Raw genomic sequence first — 19915 nt, forward strand, 5'->3', positions numbered from 1 at the left:
GGGCAGCTTTGCCGCTACGGCACTATATTGGCCGGGAAGCAGAAAAAGGAGGCTTTCCCATGTCCAACAAGAATCAGCCTGCCGTTGCGGATGCGCTGAACGCGCTGCTCGCCGACAGTTTCGCGCTCTATCTGAAGACCAAAAATTATCACTGGCACGTCAAGGGCCCCAGTTTTCGCAGCCTGCACCTTCTGTTCGACGAGCAGGCAGCGCAGATCCTCGCGACGACCGACCTGATCGCCGAGCGTGTGCGCAAGAATGGCGCAGCGACGCTCCGCTCGATCGGCGACATCAGCCGTCACCAGTCGATCAAGGACGACGACGCAGCGAGCGTCGACGCCGAAACGATGGTGCGCAACCTTGCCGCCGACAACGAGACGCTGCTCGCCCAGCTCAAGGATGCCAAGACGGCGGCCGAAGCCGATGGCGACATTGCGACGAGCGGCCTGGTCGATGGCTGGGCGGACGAAACGCAGCAGCGTATCTGGTTCCTGAAGGCCACCCTCGCCTGAGGGGCTGCGCAGACCACCGGTAACGAAAAAGGGCGGCCCTTTGCGGGGCCGCCCTTCGTTCATCCGGTGGACGCCGAATCAGTCCTGCGTCGGCTGGAGGTTCACCGCGGCGAATTTGCCGCGATCATCCACCTCGATGTCGAAAGCGACGCGGTCGCCTTCTTCGAGGCCCGCCATGCCGGCGCGCTGCACCGCGCTGATGTGGACGAAGGCATCCGCCTGTCCGTCATCGCGCGCGATGAAACCGAAACCCTTGGTCGTGTTGAAGAATTTCACCGTGCCCGACGTGCGTTCGCCGGTCAGCTGACGCCGGCCGCGCGCACCGCCCGCAGCGGGACGATCCTCGCGCGGACGCGGGGCGAAGTCCTCGACAGGCATCGGTTCGCCATCGATCTTGAGATCGATGGCCGACACCTTGCCGTTGCGTTCGACGAGCGTGAAACCGAGCGGCTGACCCGATGCGAGGCCCTGCAGTCCCGCCTGTTCGACCGCGCTGATGTGCACGAACACGTCTTCACCGCCATCGTCGCGCGCGATGAAGCCAAAGCCCTTCGAGGGGTTGAAGAATTTCACTTGGCCCTGGCCTTCGCCGACGACCTGTGCCGGCATGCCGCCGCGGGCACCGCCGCCGCCACCGCCAAAGCCGCCGCGACCGCCGCCGGCGAAGCCGCCGCGATCGCCACCGCCGAAACCACCACCACGATCGCCGCCGGCACGATCGCCGCCACCGAAGCCGCCGCGATCACCGAAACCACCGCGGTCGCCACCGCCAAAGCCGCCGCCGCCATAAGGTGCCGGTTCGAAACTGTCGAAATTGCCGAAGTCGTCGCGCTTGCCGCGTCCGCGATGGCCACGGCGATCCTTGTTGAAACTCATTGCTTAGTAGTCGCTTTCGGTCGTCCACACCCGATTGAACCGGCTCCTTGCGCCGGACGGGGACGCAGTTCACCATGGGCACAGACTCGCCCCGTGCCGCTAACGGCGCAATATATAACCTATATGAACGGCATCTGCGAACAGAAAATTCAAAGCCGCGATCGGCGGATTTCCAAGCTTTGCCGTAGCGCTGGCGCCGAGGGGCGGTACCGCGAAAACCAGTCATTGAGCGGCGCCGCCGCTTCGCCTAAGGCAAGTCGATGACCGTATATTTCCACGAAGAAGATCTGCCGGAAGGCGCGATCGGCCCCGGCCCCGTCGCGATCGACACCGAAACCATGGGACTCAACCCGCTGCGCGACCGGCTGTGCCTCGTCCAGATCAGCGACGGCAAGGGCGACGAGCATCTGGTGCGATTCGGCCCCGGCAGCCGCTATGACGCACCGGTCCTCAAGGCGATCCTCACTGATCCTGACCGGCTGAAACTGTTCCATTTCGCCCGTTTCGATATTGCCGCGATGCAGCAGGCGCTCGGCGTTGTCACCGCCCCCGTCTATTGCACCAAGATCGCGTCGAAGCTGGTGCGCACCTACACCGACCGCCACGGGCTCAAGGAACTGGTCCGCGAACTGCTGGGACAGGATGTATCGAAGCAGCAGCAGTCGAGCGACTGGGGCGCTGCCGAACTGAGCGAGGCGCAGCGCGACTATGCCGCGAGCGATGTCCGCTTTCTGCACGCAATGAAGGAGGTGCTCGACGCCCGCCTCGCGCGCGAGGGGCGCACCGAACTCGCACAATCCTGCTTCGATTTCCTCCCGACGCGCGCCGCGCTCGACCTCGCCGGATGGCCCGAGGTCGACATCTTCGCGCATAGCTGACGGGGAGCCGCCGCGGGTGTCCGAACGCGCCGAAATCGACCGCACGATGCGCCGCCTGTGGGCGGCCAGCGGGTCGCGCCACGACCGCGTGGTGCGCATTTTGCGCTACGGCCTGCCGCTCGTTATCGGCGTCGTTGCGGCGGTGCTCGTCTTTTCGCCCTTCACCCAGCGCAGCGAGGTCAGCTTCCTGCTCGCCAAGGACAAGGTCGAGGTGGCGAAGGAGCGGATGAAGGTCGTGCGTGCCGAATATCGCGGCCAGGACACCAAAGGCCAGCCCTTTGCGCTCATCGCAGATAGCGCGGTGCAGAAAAGCTCGACCGAACCGATCGTGCGGATGAACGGACTGTCCGGGGCAATCAAGCTGGCCGACGGCCCGGCGACGATCGCCGCCGCGAACGGACAATATGACATGGACAGCGAACAGGTGACCGTGCCGGGACTGGTACAAGTCAAGGGCGCCGACGGCTATCGCATCGATGCGAACAATGTCGCCATCGACCTCAAGAATCGCAGCCTCGTCGGCACCGGCGGCGTCAATGGCGCGTTGAACATCGGTAATTTTTCGGCCAACGAACTGACCGCCGACCTTGACCAGCGGATCGTCCGCCTGTCGGGGAACGCCCATCTTCGGATCAACCAGGGAGCGCTCAAATGAAGGGGCTTTGGACCGTGAAGAGCCTGACGCTGGCCGGCGCCAGCTTCGTGCTGACCAGCCTCGCGATTCTGGCAAGCGGACATGGCGGCGGCGCGGCCTATGCGCAGGCGCTGGCGAATCACAACAGCAACGCCCCCGTCGATTTCGACGCGGGCAGCATCGAGGTGCAGGATCGCGCCGACCGCGTCGTACTGGCGGGCGGCGTGCGAGTAACGCAGGCGGGGTTGACCGTGGTCGCACCGCGCATGACCGTCGCCTATACCCGCGCCGGCAACACCGACGTCAACCGGCTCGACGCGACGGGCGGCGTCACCGTCACCAAGGGCAATGAAACGGCAAAGGGCAATGTCGCGATCTACGATCTCGACCGGCGGCTGATCACGATGGTCGGCAATGTCCAGTTAACGCAGGGCGCGAACCGCCTGTCGGGCGGACGACTTGTAATCGACCTCAACAGCGGACGCGCGACGGTCGACGGTCGCGGCGCTGCCCGCGGCCCCGACGGCAATCCGGTCACCGACGGTTCGGGCGGCCGCGTCAAGGGCACCTTCAGCGTACCGCAAAGAAACCAGTAACGCTGTCCGTTAAGCGTCGCGCAAGCCGCGCGCGCAAGAATGGTTTCGGGGACCAGACCCATTGCGGTGCCGGGGGGCGGCCGTGCGATCAAGGCGTGCTCCGATGCGTTATGCCCCCCTGCTTCCTGTCCGCCGCCCGATGTTCGGACGGCGCCACGCGACGCCCGAAACCGAGCCGGTCCGTCCGACCCGCGAGGAGCGAAAACTCGCGGAAGCGGTGATGCATCATGTCGGACCGACGCGACCCCGATAAACGGCCAGTTGCCACTTCAGTCCCGGCCGTTGAGGCCGCGAACCCCGATCAATCGCCCTCGGCTTCGACCTTGGGCTTGCGCATTTCGCTGACCAGCAGCTTGTCGATCTTGCGGCCGTCCATATCGACGATCTCGAACCTCCAGCCGCGATCGGTGAAGGCCTCCCCTTCCTCGGGCAGATGCTTGAGGATCGCGAGCGCGTGGCCCGCGGCGGTCGCATAGTCGCGGTCGTCGTCGAGTTCGATCCCCAGCCGCTCGGCCATCTGGTCGGCGGGCATCGACCCGGCGATCAGCAGGCTGCCATCCTCGCGTTCGACGACGAAGGGTTCGCTGCCGATATCCTGATCGGACGCGAACTCACCCGCGATCGCCGACATCAGGTCGGCGGGCGTCACCAGTCCATCGAAATGGCCATATTCGTCGTGAACGAGCAGCATCGGCACTTCGGCAAGGCGCAGCGCCGCGAGCGCGTCCATCGCATCGATCTGGTCGTGGATGACCGCGGCGCGGCGCATCAGCCGCTCGAGGTCTATCGGGTCGCCACGGAACAGCGCCGCCGCGATGTCGCGCGCTTGCACGACTCCGACGATATCGTCGACCGACCCGCGCGCGACCGGCAGACGGCTGTGCGGCGTTTCGAGCAGCTTGTCGCGCACACCCTTCGCGTCGAGCGTGATGTCGATCCAGTCGACATCCTTGCGCGGCGTCATCACTTCGCGCACCGGCCGGTCGGCAAGCCGCACGACGCCCGAGATGATCGCGCGCTCGCTCTCCTCGATCACGCCCGATTTCGACGCCTCGGCGACGATCAGGTGCAGTTCCTCGGCGGTCACCTGATCGTCCGATTCGCGCTTGAGACCGAGCAGGCGGAACACCAGACCCGAACTGTTGTTGAGCAGCCAGACCAGCGGAGCCGCAATGCGCGCAAGCCAAAACATCATCGGCGCGACGAAGATCGCAATCCGTTCGGGTGCGCGCAGCGCGAATTGTTTGGGGACAAGCTCGCCCGCGATCAGCGAGGCATAAGTCGTAAGCGCGATGACGAGGGCGAACGCAACCGTGCGCGCGGTGTCGGCATCAAGGCCGGTCCATGCCTGCAACCGTTCGGCGACGGGCTGGCCCAGGCTGGCCCCCGAATAGGCGCCCGTCAGCACGCCGATCAGCGTGATGCCAACCTGCACCGTCGACAGGAAGCGGCCGGGGTCGGAGGCAAGCTGACGCGCGATCCGCGCTCCACTGCTGCCGCGCTTCTCAGCGGCCTGCAACCGCGGGTCGCGCGCCGAAACGATCGCGAGTTCGGACATGGCGAAAACGCCGTTGAGCAGGATAAGGATCAGGATGATCGCCACATCCGCCCAGGGAAAAGGGGTCATTGGGCGGTCGTACGGCGCTGGCGCGCCCGGCCCCTGTCAGCTTCGGTCATGCCGGTCCTATAGGCCAAAGCCGCGGTGCTGCACAATGGCGACGACATCGGCACGCTCAGCCAGCGTTCAGCATGAATGACGGAACGGAAAGCGCGATCATATGTTATCCTTGTGGTCGTGGCATCGCATGGACCGGCGATGCCCAAAAAAGGGAGCCAGAAATGAACAAGAGGACGATCAAGCTAGCGGCCGTCGCCAGCCTTGGCGCGCTCACGCTGACCGGTTGCGTCACCGACCCCGAAACGGGCAAGCAGCGCATCTCCAAGGCCGCGATCGGCGGCATCGGCGGCGCGCTCGGCGGCTATCTGCTCGGCGATCTCGTCGGCGGACGCAATGACCGGACCGAAAAGATCCTTGGCGCGGGCATCGGCGCCGTCGCCGGCGCGGGCGTCGGCTATTATATGGATCAGCAGGAAAAGAAGCTGCGCGAACGCACCGCGGGCACCGGCATCGATGTCGAACGCCAGGGCGACCAGCTCGTGCTCAACATGCCCGGCGACGTGACATTCGACCTCAACAGCGCGGTCGTGAAGTCGCAGTTCCGGGGCGCGCTCGACAGCGTCGCCTCGACCCTGTCGGAATATCCGAGCACCTATATCGACGTTTACGGCCACACCGATTCGCAGGGCAGCGAAACCTATAATCAGGGGCTGTCCGAACGGCGCGCGGCGTCGGTCGCCGACTATCTGGCAGGTCGCGGCGTCAACCGCGCGCGCATGGCGACGATGGGCTATGGCGAAACGCAGCTCAAATGCGCACCCGAACGCACGCAGGCCGACTATCAGTGCAACCGCCGCGTCGAAATCCGCATTGCGCCGGTGACGCAGGCGGACGTGGCCGCCGCACGATAAAGTCCATTCCCGTGGAGGATGGAAAGGGCGTCGCCGGGTGGCGGCGCCCTTTACCGTGTCAGGCGAGGCTCGAGAAGCTCGCTTTCAGCCCGTCGATGACGAACTGCGCCGCGAGCGCCGCGAGCAGCACGCCGAGCAGGCGGGTGATGACGGCCTCGCCCTTGTTGCCGATCAAGCGCATGAACGGTCCGGCGAGCAGCAGCGCGGCGAGCGTCAGCAGAAGCACGAGCAGCAGTGCGCCGAAAATCACCAGCGCGCGGTCAAGCCCGCTGTTCTGCGACACCAGCAGCATCACCGACGCAATCGATCCCGGCCCCGCGAGCATCGGCATCGCCATCGGAAACACCGATACATCTTCGACCTCGGGCGTTGCCATCAGCTTTTCGGCGCGCTGTTCGCGGCGCTCGGTACGCTTTTCGAACACCATGTCGATCGCGATGATGAACAGCATGACCCCGCCCGCGATGCGGAAACTGTCGAGATCGATGTGCAGGAAACTGAGCAGCGCCTCGCCGAACATCGCGAAGAAGATCAGGATGAAACCGGCGATCAGTGTCGCGCGGATCGCCATCGACCGGCGCTGCGCCGCGCTGGCTCCCGTCGTCAGACTGGCGTAGATGGGCGCGCAGCCGGGCGGATCGATGACCACGAAAAGCGTCACGAAGGCCGAGATGAAAAGGTCGATCATGGCTGCTTCGGAGCCGCGATGCGGTCATCGATAACGGTCGTCATGTCATGCCCGTCCCACAGCCGCACGGTGATGCTGCGCGATCCGTCGGGGCGCACGACCGAAGTCCAGTTCAGAGTCTGGTCGCGCGACATGCCGACCATCATATCGTCACCCTCCGCGGCGGCGGTCACCGTGACGCCCGGCTTGCCGGTGCAGGTCGCCTGCTTCGATTCGATGAAGTCGGGCGCTACGCGCGGGGTCGCAAGCGCATCGCCCGAATCGAGCAGCCAGCGCATGTCGCCCTTCATCGGATCGCGCGACCACACGGTGGTGAAGAATCCCTGCGCCGCACCCTTCTGCCATGCGCCCGTCGTCACGCCGCTGTTGCCGTCACAGCTTACGAACACCTTGTGCGGTTGCCAGCGCACCGCCTCGGCCGGATCCTTTTGCGTCTTCAGCCAGTCGCGGGCGTTGACCCGCTGCGGCACGAACATCACCGCTTCGGGCGCCGCGGTTTCGCGAAAGGCCGTCCATTGCCCCTTTTCCTGCGCCAGCCGCGCGAAGGCGATTTCCGCCGCGATAAAGCCGCTCGGATTCGCCGAAAGCGGGCGCTTGCGCGCCTCCGGCCCCTGCTGCGCGCAACCGACGAGCGCGGTCAGCACAAGCCCGGCAAGGAGTAGTCGGCGCATCAGAACCCCTCCGGATCGGCGAGGCCGGCGCGGCGGTGCGCGGCGACCAGCGTGTTGCGCAGCAGGCAGGCAATCGTCATCGGGCCGACACCGCCGGGCACCGGGGTGATTGCGCCCGCCACCGTCGCCGCGCTGGCGTAATCAACGTCACCGACGAGCCGCCCCTTGGCCGCGCCCGCTTCGGGCGGCAGGCGATTGATGCCGACGTCGATGACTGCCGCGCCGGGCTTGATCCAGTCGCCCTTGACCATTTCGGGCCGGCCGACCGCCGCCACGACGATATCGGCGCGGCGGACCAGATCGGGCAGATCGCGGGTGCGGCTGTGCGCCATGGTCACGGTGCAATTGGCGCCGAGCAGCAGCGCCGCCATCGGCTTGCCGACCAGAATCGAGCGGCCGATCACCACCGCATCCTTGCCGCCAAGATCGCCGAGCACATCCTGCAACAGCAACAGACAGCCAAAGGGTGTGCAAGGCACCATGCCTGGGATGCCGAGCGCGAGCCGTCCGGCACTGACCGGGGTCAGCCCGTCGACGTCCTTTTCGGGATCGATCGTCGCCACCGCGCGCTGCTCGTCGAGATGACCGGGCAGCGGAAGCTGGAGCAAGATGCCGTCGACCGCGGGATCGGCGTTGAGCGACGCGAGCAGCGCCTCGACCTCGTCCTGGCTTGCGGTTGCGGGCAGGCGATGTTCGAAACTCGCCATCCCGGCGGCGACCGTCGCCTTGCCCTTGGAGCCGACATAGACGGCGCTCGCCGGATCGTCGCCGACGAGCACGACCGCCAGCCCCGGCACGCGGCCGGTCGCGGCTTCGAACGCCGGGACGGCGCCGGCAATGCGCGCGCGCAAACCCGCCGCGAAAGCCTTTCCGTCGATGATGCGCGCCTCGGTCGCGACGGACATCAGGCCATTCCGCTCGAATAGGCGAGGCGCGCGAGATAGCCCAGCACCGGCCCCTGAATGATGATGATCAGGATCAGGACGAGCATCGGCGTCAGGTCGAGCCCGCCAAAATCGGGCATGATGCGCCGGAACGGCCGGTAGAGCGGCTCGGTGATGCGGTCGAGCATCATCCACAGCTGCGCCACGAAGTCATTGTGGGTGTTGATGACGTTGAAGGCGATCAGCCACGACATCACCGCCTGCGCGATGATGAACCACCACAGGACCGTCAGGATGATGTCGACGATCTGGATGAGCATGAGAAGCAAGGCGGGTCTCCGTAAAGGGGGGTCTTGCAGGCCCTCTTAGCGGTGAATGAGCGTGCCTGCACCCCTTGCGGTGAAAATTTCGAGCAGCATCGCGTGCGGCACCCGGCCGTCGAGGATAACCGCGGCATCGACCCCCGCATCGACCGCCGCGACGCAGGTTTCAACCTTCGGAATCATGCCGCCGGTGATCGTCCCGTCGGCCTTCAGCCCGTCGATCGCCGGACGGTCGAGATCGGTCAGCAGAGCACCCGACTTGTCGAGCACGCCGGCCACGTCGGTCAGCAGGAAGAAACGCCGCGCGCCAAGCGCGCCGGCGATCGCCCCGGCCATGGTGTCGGCGTTGATATTATAGGTCGCGCCATCGGCGCCGAGCGCGACGGGAGCAACGATCGGAATAAAATTGTCGGCCGACAGCCGCTGCAGGATCGTCGGGTCGACCGCGACGGGTTCGCCCACGAAGCCGAGGTCGACGTGGCGTTCGATCCCCGAATTGGGATCGGGCTCGGTACGGTGGACCTTTTCGGCCAGCACCAGATTGGCGTCCTTGCCCGACAGACCGATCGCGCGGCCGCCAAGCCCGGCAATCCATCCGACGATTTCCTTGTTGATCTTGCCCGCCAGGACCATTTCGGCGACCTCCGCGGTCGCGGCGTCGGTGACGCGCAGCCCGCCGACGAACTGCGATTCGATGCCGAGTTGCTTGAGCATCGCGCCGATCTGCGGCCCGCCGCCATGGACGACGACAGGGTTGATCCCCACCGCCTTCAGCAGCACCACATCCTCGGCAAAATCGCGCTGCGCCTCGGGATCGCCCATCGCGTGGCCGCCATATTTGATGACGAAGGTTTCGCCCGCATAGCGCTGAAGATAGGGCAGCGCCTCGACGAGCGTTTCGGCCTTGGTCAGCAGATCGGGCATGGTCGTGGGATCGGTCATCGTCATCATTCCGCGGTCTTCGCGTCGAGGCTGCGGCCGAGCGCGACGAGGCCGGTGATCACCGCCGGAATGACGACGATCGACAGCGCGACCTTCGCCAGCATCTGTCCCGCCATCAGATTGGCGATCGGAAAAACGCCGTAAAAGGCGATGGTGACGAACAGCAGCGTGTCAACGATCTGGCTGAGCGCGCTGGCGACTGCGCCGCGGATCGCGAGCCAGGTCGACCCCGTCCCCGCGCCTTCACGGCCGCGCAGTTTGGAAAAGATGGTCACGTTCAGAAACTGCGACGTGCCATAGGCGACGATACCGGCTGCCATCAGGCGCGGCGTTTGTCCCAATATCATTTCGAACGATGCCAGCCGGGCCGGGTCCATCTCGGGCGCGGCGGGGACGAAATAGACGAGCGAGGTCAGCATGATCGACAGGATCAGCGGCACGAAACCCCACAGCACCAGCCGGTTCGCGGTCGCCTGTCCGTGCAGTTCGGACACGGTGCTCGAGAGCGCGACGAGGATCAGGAACGGGAAAATCCCGGCCTCAACCGCAAGACCGGCGCCCAGCGCGACCTGCTTGTTCCCGAGCACGCCGGCGAGCACGACCATGCCGCCATAGATGATCGTGAACAGGAAAAGCGAAGGGGTGATCGTGCGCGGCAGCGCGGTCGAGGTCGGTTCGGTCATCGGCGCCCGATAGTCGCTTTTGCGACGCGTGGAAAGATGCCGGTCAATCGGCGGGATTATACTTGGCGAGGAAGGATTCGATCGATTGCAGCAACATCAGGCGATCGGCCTCGCGCGTGAAATAATGATCGGCGAGCGGCAGCGAGACGAAGTCCACCGTCCTCCCCGCCTTGGTCATTGCCGCATACATGCGCGCTGACTGGCTGTGATCGACTGTCACATCCTTCTTGCCGTGGATCAGAAGCAGCGGCGTCTTGATCCGGTCGATGGCGTTGATCGGCGACACCGCCGCGAAGTCGGGGGTCATGCGCTTCCACTGCGTCCGGTACAGATTGGCGCGCAGCGTGCCGCCGAAATCATTGACCTCGCGCCGCAGATTGGCGACCCCGGCGATCGAGATCGCGCAGCGATACTGGTCAGGATCCTTGGCGATCCCCCACATCGCTGCATAGCCGCCATAAGAGGCGCCGACGATGCACACGCGCTTGGGGTCGGCGATCTTTTCGGTGACCGCCCAGCGCACGCCGTCGGTCACATCATCCTGCATCGCAAAGCCGAGCTGCCCCTCGCCGGCCTTTTCGAACTCGGCGCCATAGCCGGTCGAGCCGCGGAAATTGGGCTGCAATACCGCATAGCCGCGTTCGGCGAGGAACTGCGCCCAATAATCGTAGGTCAGCTCATCCTGGCCCCACGGTCCGCCGTGCGGCAGCACGATGAACGGCAGGTTGGTTGCCGCTCGGCCCCGCGGCATCGTCAGCACGCCCTCGATCTCCAGCCCGTCGCGCGCCTTGTACCGGACGAGCTTCGCGCGCGAGAGGCGCTTCGCTCCGATCCGTTCGTTCATTGCCGCAAGACGCGACAAATCGCCGGTCGTCGAATCATAATAATAGAGCAGCCCCGGATTGTCGGGGGTGCTGATCCGCACCAGCATTTTCTTCAGGTCGCGGCTATAGCTGTCGATCCGGACACGCGCCGCGCGGGCCGTCGCGTCCAGCGTATCCTGATGCGCTGCCATCGCCGGGTCGAGCCAGCGCACCGGTTTCAAGTCGTCGGCGACGTGAACGCCGAGCAGCCTCGATCCGTCGGGCGCGCGAATGGCGCCCAATATGTCGCCCGCGTCGGGCGCAACGACCGTGCGGACTTCGGCACCGGTAGCAAGATTGACCTCGGCAATCGCGGTCTTGCCATCGTCCCGGTCCTTGTACACCAATCCGTTGTCGGTGCCGTCGACGAAGAGGATCGGCACCGTCAGCCGCTCGTCATCGCGTAGCGAAGCGCGCTCGATCGACCGGAAAGCCCCTTCTCCGGCGCTACGATAGAGCAGCGTGGCCCGGGTCGTATCGTCGCGATAGCCGATGCCGTAGCGCACCCGGCCGAGATGGTCGGCGCCCCAGTCCATAACCCCGGTGCGCGACCGCAGTTCGGTCTTCTTGCGCCCCGTCTTCACATCGATGCGGTATACAGCCGGCCAGAAATCGGCGTTGTCATATATCGAGTCCTGACCCGCGACCAGAATTTCGCTGCTGCCGTCTTTGGGCAGCCAGACGACATCGGACGCATTCTGGCCCTTGAGATCCCATAACAGCCGCGTGATCTTGCCCGAGGCCCGGTCGATGGCGATGATGCGGGTAACGTACCAATTGTCGGCCTCCACCGGCATCAACGCCCGCAGGCCGACGAGCAGATGTTCGTCGTTGACCCAGGTCAGCCAATCGATTTCGGTCTGGTCGGGAACCGCAATAATGACCGATTTGCTCTGATCGCCCAGCACGGGAAGGATGCCGATCCGCTGTTCCCCACGGACCGCGAACAGGCCCGCCATATGCGTTCCGTCAGGCGATAATTCGGTATTTTCCGCAAAGGGAAGCTGCGCAAAGGCGGCCGTGGGCAATGGCGGAGCGGGGGTCGATGCGGTCGTGGCGGGCGCCTGCGCCGCCGCGGGCACGGCCGCCTGCACCAGCGCGCATATCGCCAAAATTACATGTCCCGCAACGCCAGTCCGCATCATATTCCCCCTGTTTCAGCGCTGCCTATCAAGCCGTCACGGAGCCGCCAAGCAGGATCGCTGCCGTTATGGATGACTGCAATGCTCCGCCGCCCCCCTTGCCCGATCCGCAAAGCCCGCTAGACAGGCGCAATAAACTTGCGGGGGACGCAAAACACTTATGGGACATCTTATCGGCCTGCTCGGAATCGTTGCATTGCTTGCGATTGCCGTGCTGTTTTCTTCGAACCGTCGCTGGATTCGCCTGCGCGTCGTCGTGCCGGCCTTTCTGTTGCAGGCCGGGTTCGCGCTGCTGGTGATCGGTACGCCGTGGGGCCGCGCGATCATTCAGGCGATGTCGACCGGCGTCGCCAATCTTCTGGGTTATGCCAAGGCGGGAACCGACTTCATTTTCGGCCCGCTCGCCGGACCCGAAATGGGCGGCCACAGCTTTGCGATCGCCGCGCTGCCGGTGATCATCTTCTTCGCCTCGCTTATCTCGATCCTCTATTATCTCGGCATCATGCAATTCGTGATCAAATGGGTCGGCGGGGCGATCCAGAAGATTACGGGAATCACCAAGGTCGAAAGCCTGGGCGCCGCGGCGAATATCTTCGTCGGCCAGAGCGAGAGCCCGCTCGTCATCCGTCCCTATCTCGCCGGTCTTACCCCGTCGCAGCTCTTTACGGTGATGACGGTCGGCATGGCCGGGGTCGCGGGGACCATCCTCGGCGCCTATGCCAGCATGATCGGCGAACAGCTGCTGCCCTATCTGCTCGCCGCCAGCTTCATGTCGGCGCCGGGCGGCATCCTGATGGCCAAGATCATGATGCCCGACGACCCCAAGGATTTGGGTATCGAACCCGTCATCATGCCAGAGGCAAGCCATGACGAGGAAAAGCCGGCGAACATCATCATGGCAGCGGCGCAGGGCGCGCAAACCGGCGTCAAGCTGGCGGTCGCGGTCGGCGCGATGGTGCTGGCCTTCGTCGCGCTCGTCGCGCTCGCCAACGGGCTGCTCGCCGGGATCGGCGGCTGGTTCGGCTATCCCGATCTGTCGTTCCAGGCGGTCATCGGCGCGATCTTCCGCCCGGTGATGTGGCTGATGGGCGTGCCGTGGGACGAAAGCGCCGCGGTCGGCGGCCTGTTCGGTACCAAGGTCGTGCTCAACGAATTCGTCGCCTTCATCGACCTTGGTAAAATCCAGGGGGGGATGTCGATGGTGTCGGTTGCGATCGCCACCTTTGCGCTGTGCGGTTTCGCCAATTTCAGCTCGATCGCGATCCAGATGGCCGTGACCGGCGGTCTCGCCCCCAATCAGCGGCCGATGATCGCCCGGCTGGGGCTGAAGGCGCTGCTTGCGGGCAGCCTGTCGAACCTGATGTCGGCGGCGCTCGCCGGCCTTATGCTCAGTTTCACCGCGCCGGTCGCCACACCGCCGCCCCCGACCGCCGCGCCGGTTGCGGCGGCGCCGCTTCCCGGTGCGCCGCCCGCTGCCGCCGATACCGCTGCCCCCGCCGCGGCCAAGGCACCTTGACGCGCGGGCAGCGCCGGGCCGCACAAGGCCCGGTCGGCACGGGATAATTTGCAAGTCCCCCTGTTGTGGCGTAGTTTCGGCCCCGGAAAAACGAGTCCCGGGGTCGCGTTCGCCAAACAGGGAGGTTGTTGATGAAATCCATCCATCGCTGGTCGCTCTTCGCTGCTGCCGCCGCAGCGCTCGGCGGGGGTTTCCTTGCCGCGTCGCAGGCGCAATCGCCCGAGGACAGGATGATGCGTCCGACCGAGGCGACCATCTATCGCGACGCCGCCTACAAGGGGCCGGCGGTGTTCATTGGCGAAGCGAAGCCCGATCTGGGCCTGTCGTGGCCGGTCAATTCGATCCGCGTGACCAGCGGTCGCTGGGAACTGTGCGAGAAGACGCGCTATCGCGGCAATTGCCGGACGGTCGAACGCGACACCCCGATATTGGGCAATATCCTGCGCGGCATCAAGATCCAGTCTATCCGCCCCGTCGGATCGGGCGGCGGCTGGCATCCCGGCCCGGTCGCCAACGATCAGGTTGCGCGCGGCAATTTCGCCGAATTCCATACCCAGCCCGCCACCGCAAATTATCGCATTCTCGCGTGCCAGAGCGGATCGGCGACTGCCGCCTGCGCGGCGCGGACTGCCGACACATGGTGCCGCTCGATCGGCTGGAACGGATCGGCCCGCGAACATATGGAGACGGTTTCGGGCCGCATATATCTGGCCGACGTGCTGTGCGTCCGTTCGGGCTATTGAGGGGAATGGAGATGATCCGAATCGCGAAGCTGGCCGCCGCGGGCGCGGCCATTCTTGTCGTTGCGGGCTGTGCCTCCTACCCGCAAAACACCGGCACGCTTTACGAATGCAATCGCGGCACGCAGTTGCAGGTCGATTATATCGCCAACGGCGCAATCGTCCGCGTCGACGGCCGCCGCAGCATGGTGCTCAAGGCCGCGCCGACCAACATGGGGCAGGCCTATGAAAACAAGAGCGGCGCGCGGTTGTACCGCAGCGGCAATGAGGTGACGTGGAACACCGCCGCGCGCACCGCGCCCGAGAGCTGCCGCCCCGTCAATCGGCCAATGTAGGCGGGGCGCCTCTCCCCCGTTACAGCGTCATTTGCGCAAGCGCCGCCCGGACCTCGCGCGCGAAAAGGGCGGGCTGCTCCCACGCCGCGAAATGGCCGCCGCGGTCGACCTCATTCCAATAGACGATATTGCGATAGCGCTTTTCGGCCCAGCGGCGCGACAGGCGCATGATCTCGTTCGGGAACAGGCTGCCGCCGGTCGGCACCTCGATCTCCCCTGCCGCGAAACTGCGGAAACTGTGCCAATAGAGCCGCGCCGACGACGCGGCGCTGGCGGTAAACCAATAGAGGCTGACGGTGTCGAGCATGGTGTCCTTCGACAGCGCGCGTTCGGGATGGCCGCCGATCGACTGGCCGCCCGGCTGATGCCCGCAATCGGTCCAGCCGTGGAATTTCTCGACGATCCAGCACATCTGCCCGACGGGTGAATCGGTAAGCGCATAGCCGATGGTCTGCGGCCGCGTCGCCTGCTGCGTCGAATAGCCACTGTCCTTTGCCTGATACCAGCCGAAACGCGCGAGATAGAGTTTTTCGGCGTCGGTCAGATCGGCCATCAGCGCCGGGTCGGGCTGGCCGACGATCATGTTGACATGGATGCCCGCGCAATGGTCGCCATGGTTCGTCCCGATGGCGCAGGTAACCGCACTGCCCCAGTCGCCGCCCTGCGCGAAATAGCGATCGTAACCGAGCGCGCGCATCAGCGCGTCCCAACCCGCAGCTATATGTTCGACGCTCCATTTCGCGGCCGCGGGCTTGCCCGAAAAGCCGTAGCCCGGCAGCGACGGGATCACGAGATGATAGTCGGCCGACAGCGGCGCGATCACGTCGAGAAATTCGAGCACCGACCCCGGCCAGCCGTGCGTCAGCACCAGCGGCCGCGCCGCCGGATTGTCCGAGCGGATATGAAGGAAATGGATGTCAAGGCCATCGACCGTGGCCAGAAAATTGGGCAGCGCGTTGAGCCGCGCCTCGACCGTGCGCCAGTCATAATCGTCGCGCCAATAGGCCGCGAGTTCCTGCGCATAGGCGAGCGGGACGCCCTGGTCCCAATCGTCGACGGTCTCCTTTTCGGGCCAGCGCGTGCGCGCCAGCCGGTCCTTCAGATCATCGATCGCTGCCTGCGGAACCTCGGCGCGGAACGCGCGGATATTTTCGACCTTCATTCGGCCTCTCCCCCACCTGACTGCTTCGGCTTTGTGTCAGGGCCGCGCCGGCGCCTTGCAACCGCGCTGCAACCCGACGCCCTTCAGGAAGCCGCGACGCACCGTGCCAGCATAGACCGCCTCTGCATAGCGCCGACGTTCGGCGTTGGCACCCGTGACCTCGCCGATAAGGCTACGAAAGGGAATGATCGACCCGGCGACGCTGCCCGCGACGCGGCCGACGGTTTCCTCGCGCTTTTTCGCTGCGCTCTTGTCGGCAGGTTCGTTGACGTCGGGGCCGAGCACGTCGTTCAGTTCGCTGACCTCGCGGATGATCGCGGAACATTTGCGCAAGCCCGCGAGTGAATAGGGATTGTCCTGGATCGCTTTCAGCTTGTCGGGCACTTCCTTGCCGTCGAAGGGCTCGGTCACGCTGTTCGCGGTCGATTTCAGCGTCGAATCCTCGGGCGCGCCTTCCTGCGCCTGCACCGCACCATTGACCGATAGCGCGGCGATTATCGCCAGCGGCAGCCATGCTCTCCGCATCATCCCTGTCCTCCTGTTATCCGCAGGCGCCCGCACCGGCGCCAGCGGGATAACGAACGAGGACCGATTCGGCTCCCGCCGGATCAGCGCGTGGGAACGGGCGCCACGCCGGTCCAGTCGTAGAAGCCGCGTCCGGCCTTTTTGCCGACCCAGCCCGCCTCGACATATTGGACGAGCAGCGGCGCAGGACGGAATTTGGGATCGCCGGTGCCGCTGTGCAGCACGCGGATAATTTCAAGGCAGGTATCGAGCCCGATGAAATCGGCAAGGGTGATCGGCCCCATCGGGTGATTGAGGCCGAGCCGGCATCCGGTGTCGATGTCCTGCATCGTCGCCACCCCTTCGCCAAGCGCGAACACCGCTTCGTTGATCAGCGGCATCAGCACGCGGTTGACGATGAAGCCGGGCGCGTCGTTGGCATGGACGATTTCCTTGCCGAGTCCGCGGCCGAAGGCTTCGACGCTGGCAAGCGTCGTGTCGCTGGTCGCAAGGCCGCGGATCAGTTCGATCAGGCCCATGACCGGCACCGGGTTGAAGAAATGGACGCCGATGAAGCGCGCCGGATCGGGGGCCGCCTGCGCCAGTCGGGTGATCGGAATCGAGCTGGTGTTAGAGGCGAGGATCGCGCTGTCCGAAAGATGCGCGCCGACGCTGGCGAAGATCGCGCGCTTGATCTCCTCGCGCTCGGTCGCGGCCTCGATCACCAGCGCAGCCGGGGCGAAGGCGGCGTGGTCGGCGACGGGGGTGATCCGGCCGAGCAGCGCGTCGGCATCGCCCTGCGTTATCTTGTCCTTGGCGACCAGCCGCCCGAGTGCCTTGCCGATCCCGGCCTTGCCGGCTTCGGCGCGGGCGATGTCGATGTCCGACAGCAGCACATCGTGGCCGGCGCCTGCCGATACCTGCGCGATCCCCGCGCCCATTTGCCCTGCCCCGATAACGCCGACGATCATTATATGCCCTTTCGCTGGAAATCGCAGCTCTGCCCCTAGGGACTGGGCAAGCGTCGTCAAGGCCGAGAGTCGGGAGCGCGCGTCAGGGCGCGGAGCGCACCTCGGTCGCTTCGGCGAGGATCAGTGCGAAGGCGGGATCGACATCGTCCCACGCCGCGATCGGCGTCCAGCCTCCGGCGCGGAGGAGCAGGCTGGCGTCGCGCGGCCCATATTTATGGCTGTTCTCGCTGTGGATCGTTTCGCCCTTCGCCATCGTATAAGGACGGCCATCGACCATGAATTCGAGGTCGCACGCCGCCACCAGATGCATTTCTATACGCGCATGAACATCGTTCCAGCAGGCGCGGTGGTCGAAATTGGCAACGGGGATCGTGCCGTCCAGTTCGCGGTTGATCCGTTCGAGCAGGTTGAGGTTGAACGCCGCGGTGACACCGGCCGAATCGTCATAAGCGCGTTCGAGGGTGCCGATCTCCTTGATCCGGTCGACCCCGATCAGCATCAGTGCGCCGTCGCCGAGCGCGCTGCGCCAATGGCGGAGCAGATCGATCGCGCTGCGCGCCACCATGTTGCCGATCGTCGAGCCCGGAAAGAAGCCGAGTTTGGCAAGGCCGCAAATCTCGCGCGGGAGCGCCACCGGCTGGGTGAAGTCGGCCTCGACCGGATAGACCGGAAGATCGGGAAAGCGTGCCGAGAGGGCGGCCGCGCTATCGCGCAGGAAATCGCCCGAAATATCCACAGGCACATAGGCGCCGGGGGCAATGGCATCGAGCAGCAGCGGCGTCTTCGTCGAGCTGCCCGATCCCAGTTCGACCACCGCGCGGCCCGGCCCGATCGCCGCCGCCAGTTCGCCCGCATGGCGGGTGAGCAGCGCCACCTCGCTGCGCGTCGGATAATATTCGGGCAGCCCGGTGATATCCTCGAACAACGCCGATCCGGTCGCGTCGTAGAACCAGCGCGCCGGAATCGCCTTTTGCGCCTGCGACAATCCCGCATGAACGTCGGCGCGAAAGGCGATATCGACGCCGCTGTCATCGGCATCGACCTGCCGCAATTGGCGAACAACGCCCATGATCACAAATCCTTGGCAAGGCGCAGGCCGGTGAACTGCCAGCGCTGGTGGGGGTAGAAGAAATTGCGGTAGGAGGCGCGAACATGGCCGCGCGGGGTCGCACAGCTGCCACCGCGCAGCACGAACTGGCCGCTCATGAACTTGCCGTTATACTCGCCGACCGCGCCCGGCGCGGCGCGAAAACCGGGATAGGGGCGATAGGCGCTGCCGGTCCATTCCCAGACCCCGCCGAACATCCCCGCAAGCGCAGCGCCGTCCGATGCGGAGCCGTCCGCCGCCGCCGGATGCACCGGGCCGGCGGCATCGAGCTGCTGCCCCGCGCGCGGATCATATCCCGCCGCCGCCGCTTCCCATTCAAATTCGGTCGGCAGCCGCGCGCCCGCCCAACTGGCGAAGGCGTCGGCTTCGAAAAAACTGATGTGCGTCACGGGAGCGGCGGGGTCGATCCCCTGCCATCCGGCAAGGGTGAACTGGCGATCACCCTCCCAATAAGCGGGGGCGTCGACGCCTTCGGCCTGGACCCATGTCCAGCCGTCGCTGAGCCACAGCGACGGGGTGCGATAGCCGCCGTCGGCGATGAAGTCGCGCCACTCGCCGTTCGTTACCGGTCGATTGGCGAGCGCATGCGGCGCAAGAAGCGCCGAAAAGCGGGGAAGTTCACAGTCGAACGCGAAACCCTCGCCCTCATGCCCCACGGCAACGATCCCCTCGGTACCCGCGATCCAGCGCAGCGGCCCCGCCGCGACAGACGATGCCGAAGAACCGGCGGAAAACTGCGCAACTTCATTCGCGATTGCACTGTCGGAGGCGTCCCAGACGGCGGGCCCGAGCGGGTTCTGCGCGAACAGATGCTTGATGTCGGTGAGCAGCAATTCTTGATGCTGCTGTTCATGATGGATGCCAAGCTCGACGAGCGCGCGTGCAGCCGGCGACAGCGTCGGCAGCGCCTTCACGATCGCCGCAGCGACATGCGCGCGCCAATCGCGCACCGCATCGAGCGACGGCCGCGTCAGCAGGCCGCGGCGCGGGCGCGCATGGCGCGGCCCCTCTGCCTCATAATAGCTGTTGAACAGATAGGCGAAGCGGTCATCGAACAGCGAATAGCCGGGGCAATGATCGCGCAGGACGAAGGTTTCGAAAAACCAGCTCGTATGCGCCAGATGCCATTTGGCGGGCGATGCGTCGGGCATCGACTGTACGCTAGCGTCGGCGTCGGACAGGCGCGCGACAAGGTCGAGCGAGAGCTGCCGCGTCGCAGTGAAGCGCCGGGTCAGGTCGTCCGCCGAAGGAGCGGTCGTGGGCGAAGCATCGGTTCGGCTGGCCATGGTTTGACAATCCCCCGAAGAGCGATTCGGTTTCGTCGCCTGCCCCAATATGGTTACAGGACGGAGAATTGT

General features: G+C 65.4%; 22 protein-coding genes. 8 read left to right on the forward strand and 14 right to left on the reverse strand.

Annotated elements, in window-relative coordinates; translation table 11 throughout:
* The first annotated feature begins 59 nt into the window (after positions 1–59).
* A complete protein-coding gene (locus tag ACT17R_RS06100) occupies positions 60–512 on the forward strand; it encodes a Dps family protein (protein WP_062901685.1) in 453 nt (150 codons plus the stop codon).
* 78 nt (positions 513–590) lie between these two features.
* Here the strand turns inward: ACT17R_RS06100 and ACT17R_RS06105 are convergent, their stop codons facing one another.
* Positions 591–1388 (reverse strand): cold-shock protein, encoded by a 798-nt coding sequence (locus tag ACT17R_RS06105; protein ID WP_444809144.1) that lies wholly within the window; start codon positions 1386–1388, stop codon positions 591–593.
* A 260-nt stretch (positions 1389–1648) separates the two neighbouring features.
* Here ACT17R_RS06105 and ACT17R_RS06110 point away from each other — a divergent pair, with 260 nt between their 5' ends.
* Genes ACT17R_RS06110 through ACT17R_RS06120 form a run of 3 tightly spaced genes read left to right on the forward strand, consistent with a single transcriptional unit; the run spans position 1649 to position 3496 of the window.
* The gene (locus ACT17R_RS06110; RefSeq protein WP_003041249.1) at positions 1649–2266 is read left to right on the forward strand and encodes a ribonuclease D; all 618 of its coding nucleotides are present in this window, start codon (positions 1649–1651) and stop codon (positions 2264–2266) included.
* A gap of 16 nt (positions 2267–2282) precedes the next feature.
* Positions 2283–2921, forward strand: coding sequence for an LPS export ABC transporter periplasmic protein LptC (locus ACT17R_RS06115; protein ID WP_186402868.1), 639 nt, complete (start codon positions 2283–2285; stop codon positions 2919–2921).
* Positions 2918–3496 (forward strand): LptA/OstA family protein, encoded by a 579-nt coding sequence (locus ACT17R_RS06120; RefSeq protein ID WP_062901682.1) that lies wholly within the window; start codon positions 2918–2920, stop codon positions 3494–3496. Before ACT17R_RS06115 ends, ACT17R_RS06120 begins: the two co-directional genes overlap by 4 nt.
* 301 nt (positions 3497–3797) lie before the next feature.
* Here the strand turns inward: ACT17R_RS06120 and ACT17R_RS06125 are convergent, their stop codons facing one another.
* Complete coding sequence (locus ACT17R_RS06125; protein WP_186402867.1) at positions 3798–5123, reverse strand: hemolysin family protein; 1326 nt, start codon at positions 5121–5123, stop codon at positions 3798–3800.
* A 212-nt stretch (positions 5124–5335) separates the two neighbouring features.
* Between ACT17R_RS06125 and ACT17R_RS06130 the strand changes: the two genes are divergently transcribed.
* Positions 5336–6025 carry an OmpA family protein gene (locus ACT17R_RS06130; RefSeq protein WP_062901680.1) on the forward strand — a complete coding sequence of 230 codons (690 nt, stop codon included), beginning with the start codon at positions 5336–5338 and terminating at the stop codon, positions 6023–6025.
* Between the two features lie 58 nt (positions 6026–6083).
* Here ACT17R_RS06130 and ACT17R_RS06135 read toward each other — a convergent pair whose 3' ends face one another.
* From ACT17R_RS06135 to ACT17R_RS06165, 7 genes are read right to left on the reverse strand one after another with little or no spacing between them, the layout of a single operon-like run.
* On the reverse strand, positions 6084–6713 hold the full coding sequence (locus tag ACT17R_RS06135; RefSeq protein WP_003041264.1) for a MarC family protein: 630 nt from the start codon (positions 6711–6713) through the stop codon (positions 6084–6086).
* A complete protein-coding gene (locus ACT17R_RS06140; RefSeq protein ID WP_444809145.1) occupies positions 6710–7384 on the reverse strand; it encodes a hypothetical protein in 675 nt (224 codons plus the stop codon). Before ACT17R_RS06140 ends, ACT17R_RS06135 begins: the two co-directional genes overlap by 4 nt.
* Positions 7384–8289: a bifunctional methylenetetrahydrofolate dehydrogenase/methenyltetrahydrofolate cyclohydrolase FolD gene (folD, locus tag ACT17R_RS06145; protein ID WP_186402865.1), complete on the reverse strand. Its 906-nt coding sequence runs from the start codon at positions 8287–8289 to the stop codon at positions 7384–7386. The genes ACT17R_RS06140 and folD overlap by 1 nt, the downstream gene beginning before the upstream one ends.
* A complete protein-coding gene (locus ACT17R_RS06150; RefSeq protein WP_003041270.1) occupies positions 8289–8588 on the reverse strand; it encodes a YggT family protein in 300 nt (99 codons plus the stop codon). Before ACT17R_RS06150 ends, folD begins: the two co-directional genes overlap by 1 nt.
* Positions 8589–8633: 45 nt before the next feature.
* Positions 8634–9542, reverse strand: a complete 909-nt coding sequence (gene argB, locus ACT17R_RS06155) for an acetylglutamate kinase (RefSeq protein ID WP_186402864.1) — start codon at positions 9540–9542, stop codon at positions 8634–8636.
* Entirely contained in the window at positions 9539–10216 is a 678-nt protein-coding gene (locus tag ACT17R_RS06160) for a queuosine precursor transporter (protein WP_003041276.1), read from the reverse strand. The genes argB and ACT17R_RS06160 overlap by 4 nt, the downstream gene beginning before the upstream one ends.
* Positions 10217–10259: 43 nt before the next feature.
* Entirely contained in the window at positions 10260–12224 is a 1965-nt protein-coding gene (locus tag ACT17R_RS06165; RefSeq protein WP_082819890.1) for an alpha/beta hydrolase family protein, read from the reverse strand.
* Positions 12225–12381: 157 nt separating this feature from the next.
* On the opposite strand from ACT17R_RS06165, the gene ACT17R_RS06170 reads away from it, so the two are divergent.
* The 3 genes from ACT17R_RS06170 (at position 12382) to ACT17R_RS06180 (ending at position 14812) form a co-directional block, all read left to right on the forward strand.
* Complete coding sequence (locus ACT17R_RS06170) at positions 12382–13737, forward strand: NupC/NupG family nucleoside CNT transporter (RefSeq protein ID WP_186402862.1); 1356 nt, start codon at positions 12382–12384, stop codon at positions 13735–13737.
* 131 nt (positions 13738–13868) lie between these two features.
* Positions 13869–14480 carry a beta/gamma crystallin family protein gene (locus ACT17R_RS06175; RefSeq protein WP_263587793.1) on the forward strand — a complete coding sequence of 204 codons (612 nt, stop codon included), beginning with the start codon at positions 13869–13871 and terminating at the stop codon, positions 14478–14480.
* 5 nt (positions 14481–14485) lie between these two features.
* Positions 14486–14812: an MliC family protein gene (locus tag ACT17R_RS06180; RefSeq protein ID WP_263587794.1), complete on the forward strand. Its 327-nt coding sequence runs from the start codon at positions 14486–14488 to the stop codon at positions 14810–14812.
* 19 nt (positions 14813–14831) lie between these two features.
* On the opposite strand, the gene ACT17R_RS06185 is transcribed toward ACT17R_RS06180, so the two are convergent.
* The 5 genes from ACT17R_RS06185 to egtB form a co-directional block, all read right to left on the reverse strand.
* Positions 14832–15974 (reverse strand): epoxide hydrolase family protein, encoded by a 1143-nt coding sequence (locus tag ACT17R_RS06185; RefSeq protein WP_062901673.1) that lies wholly within the window; start codon positions 15972–15974, stop codon positions 14832–14834.
* 36 nt (positions 15975–16010) lie between these two features.
* Complete coding sequence (locus ACT17R_RS06190) at positions 16011–16502, reverse strand: hypothetical protein (RefSeq protein WP_263587795.1); 492 nt, start codon at positions 16500–16502, stop codon at positions 16011–16013.
* A gap of 80 nt (positions 16503–16582) precedes the next feature.
* Positions 16583–17449, reverse strand: a complete 867-nt coding sequence (locus tag ACT17R_RS06195) for a 3-hydroxyacyl-CoA dehydrogenase NAD-binding domain-containing protein (RefSeq protein ID WP_217372721.1) — start codon at positions 17447–17449, stop codon at positions 16583–16585.
* 82 nt (positions 17450–17531) lie between these two features.
* On the reverse strand, positions 17532–18518 hold the full coding sequence (gene egtD, locus ACT17R_RS06200; protein ID WP_062901670.1) for an L-histidine N(alpha)-methyltransferase: 987 nt from the start codon (positions 18516–18518) through the stop codon (positions 17532–17534).
* Positions 18519–18520: 2 nt separating this feature from the next.
* Positions 18521–19843, reverse strand: coding sequence for an ergothioneine biosynthesis protein EgtB (gene egtB / locus ACT17R_RS06205; RefSeq protein ID WP_217372722.1), 1323 nt, complete (start codon positions 19841–19843; stop codon positions 18521–18523).
* Positions 19844–19915: the final 72 nt, after the last annotated feature.

This window comes from Sphingopyxis sp. Q841 (assembly GCF_052384365.1).
In the GTDB taxonomy this organism is placed as follows: Bacteria; Pseudomonadota; Alphaproteobacteria; order Sphingomonadales; family Sphingomonadaceae; genus Sphingopyxis; species Sphingopyxis terrae_A.

Bases quoted from the DNA above. Each gene is read 5' to 3' on its own strand.
- ACT17R_RS06100 (WP_062901685.1), top strand. From the start codon at position 60: ATGTCCAACAAGAATCAGCCTGCCGTTGCGGATGCGCTGAACGCGCTG.
- ACT17R_RS06105 (WP_444809144.1), bottom strand. From the start codon at position 1,388: ATGAGTTTCAACAAGGATCGCCGTGGCCATCGCGGACGCGGCAAGCGC.
- ACT17R_RS06110 (WP_003041249.1), top strand. From the start codon at position 1,649: ATGACCGTATATTTCCACGAAGAAGATCTGCCGGAAGGCGCGATCGGC.
- ACT17R_RS06120 (WP_062901682.1), top strand. From the start codon at position 2,918: ATGAAGGGGCTTTGGACCGTGAAGAGCCTGACGCTGGCCGGCGCCAGC.
- ACT17R_RS06125 (WP_186402867.1), bottom strand. From the start codon at position 5,123: ATGACCCCTTTTCCCTGGGCGGATGTGGCGATCATCCTGATCCTTATC.
- ACT17R_RS06130 (WP_062901680.1), top strand. From the start codon at position 5,336: ATGAACAAGAGGACGATCAAGCTAGCGGCCGTCGCCAGCCTTGGCGCG.
- ACT17R_RS06135 (WP_003041264.1), bottom strand. From the start codon at position 6,713: ATGATCGACCTTTTCATCTCGGCCTTCGTGACGCTTTTCGTGGTCATC.
- ACT17R_RS06140 (WP_444809145.1), bottom strand. From the start codon at position 7,384: ATGCGCCGACTACTCCTTGCCGGGCTTGTGCTGACCGCGCTCGTCGGT.
- folD (WP_186402865.1), bottom strand. From the start codon at position 8,289: ATGTCCGTCGCGACCGAGGCGCGCATCATCGACGGAAAGGCTTTCGCG.
- ACT17R_RS06150 (WP_003041270.1), bottom strand. From the start codon at position 8,588: ATGCTCATCCAGATCGTCGACATCATCCTGACGGTCCTGTGGTGGTTC.
- argB (WP_186402864.1), bottom strand. From the start codon at position 9,542: ATGATGACGATGACCGATCCCACGACCATGCCCGATCTGCTGACCAAG.
- ACT17R_RS06160 (WP_003041276.1), bottom strand. From the start codon at position 10,216: ATGACCGAACCGACCTCGACCGCGCTGCCGCGCACGATCACCCCTTCG.
- ACT17R_RS06165 (WP_082819890.1), bottom strand. From the start codon at position 12,224: ATGATGCGGACTGGCGTTGCGGGACATGTAATTTTGGCGATATGCGCG.
- ACT17R_RS06170 (WP_186402862.1), top strand. From the start codon at position 12,382: ATGGGACATCTTATCGGCCTGCTCGGAATCGTTGCATTGCTTGCGATT.
- ACT17R_RS06175 (WP_263587793.1), top strand. From the start codon at position 13,869: ATGAAATCCATCCATCGCTGGTCGCTCTTCGCTGCTGCCGCCGCAGCG.
- ACT17R_RS06180 (WP_263587794.1), top strand. From the start codon at position 14,486: ATGGAGATGATCCGAATCGCGAAGCTGGCCGCCGCGGGCGCGGCCATT.
- ACT17R_RS06185 (WP_062901673.1), bottom strand. From the start codon at position 15,974: ATGAAGGTCGAAAATATCCGCGCGTTCCGCGCCGAGGTTCCGCAGGCA.
- ACT17R_RS06190 (WP_263587795.1), bottom strand. From the start codon at position 16,502: ATGATGCGGAGAGCATGGCTGCCGCTGGCGATAATCGCCGCGCTATCG.
- ACT17R_RS06195 (WP_217372721.1), bottom strand. From the start codon at position 17,449: ATGATCGTCGGCGTTATCGGGGCAGGGCAAATGGGCGCGGGGATCGCG.
- egtD (WP_062901670.1), bottom strand. From the start codon at position 18,518: ATGGGCGTTGTTCGCCAATTGCGGCAGGTCGATGCCGATGACAGCGGC.
- egtB (WP_217372722.1), bottom strand. From the start codon at position 19,843: ATGGCCAGCCGAACCGATGCTTCGCCCACGACCGCTCCTTCGGCGGAC.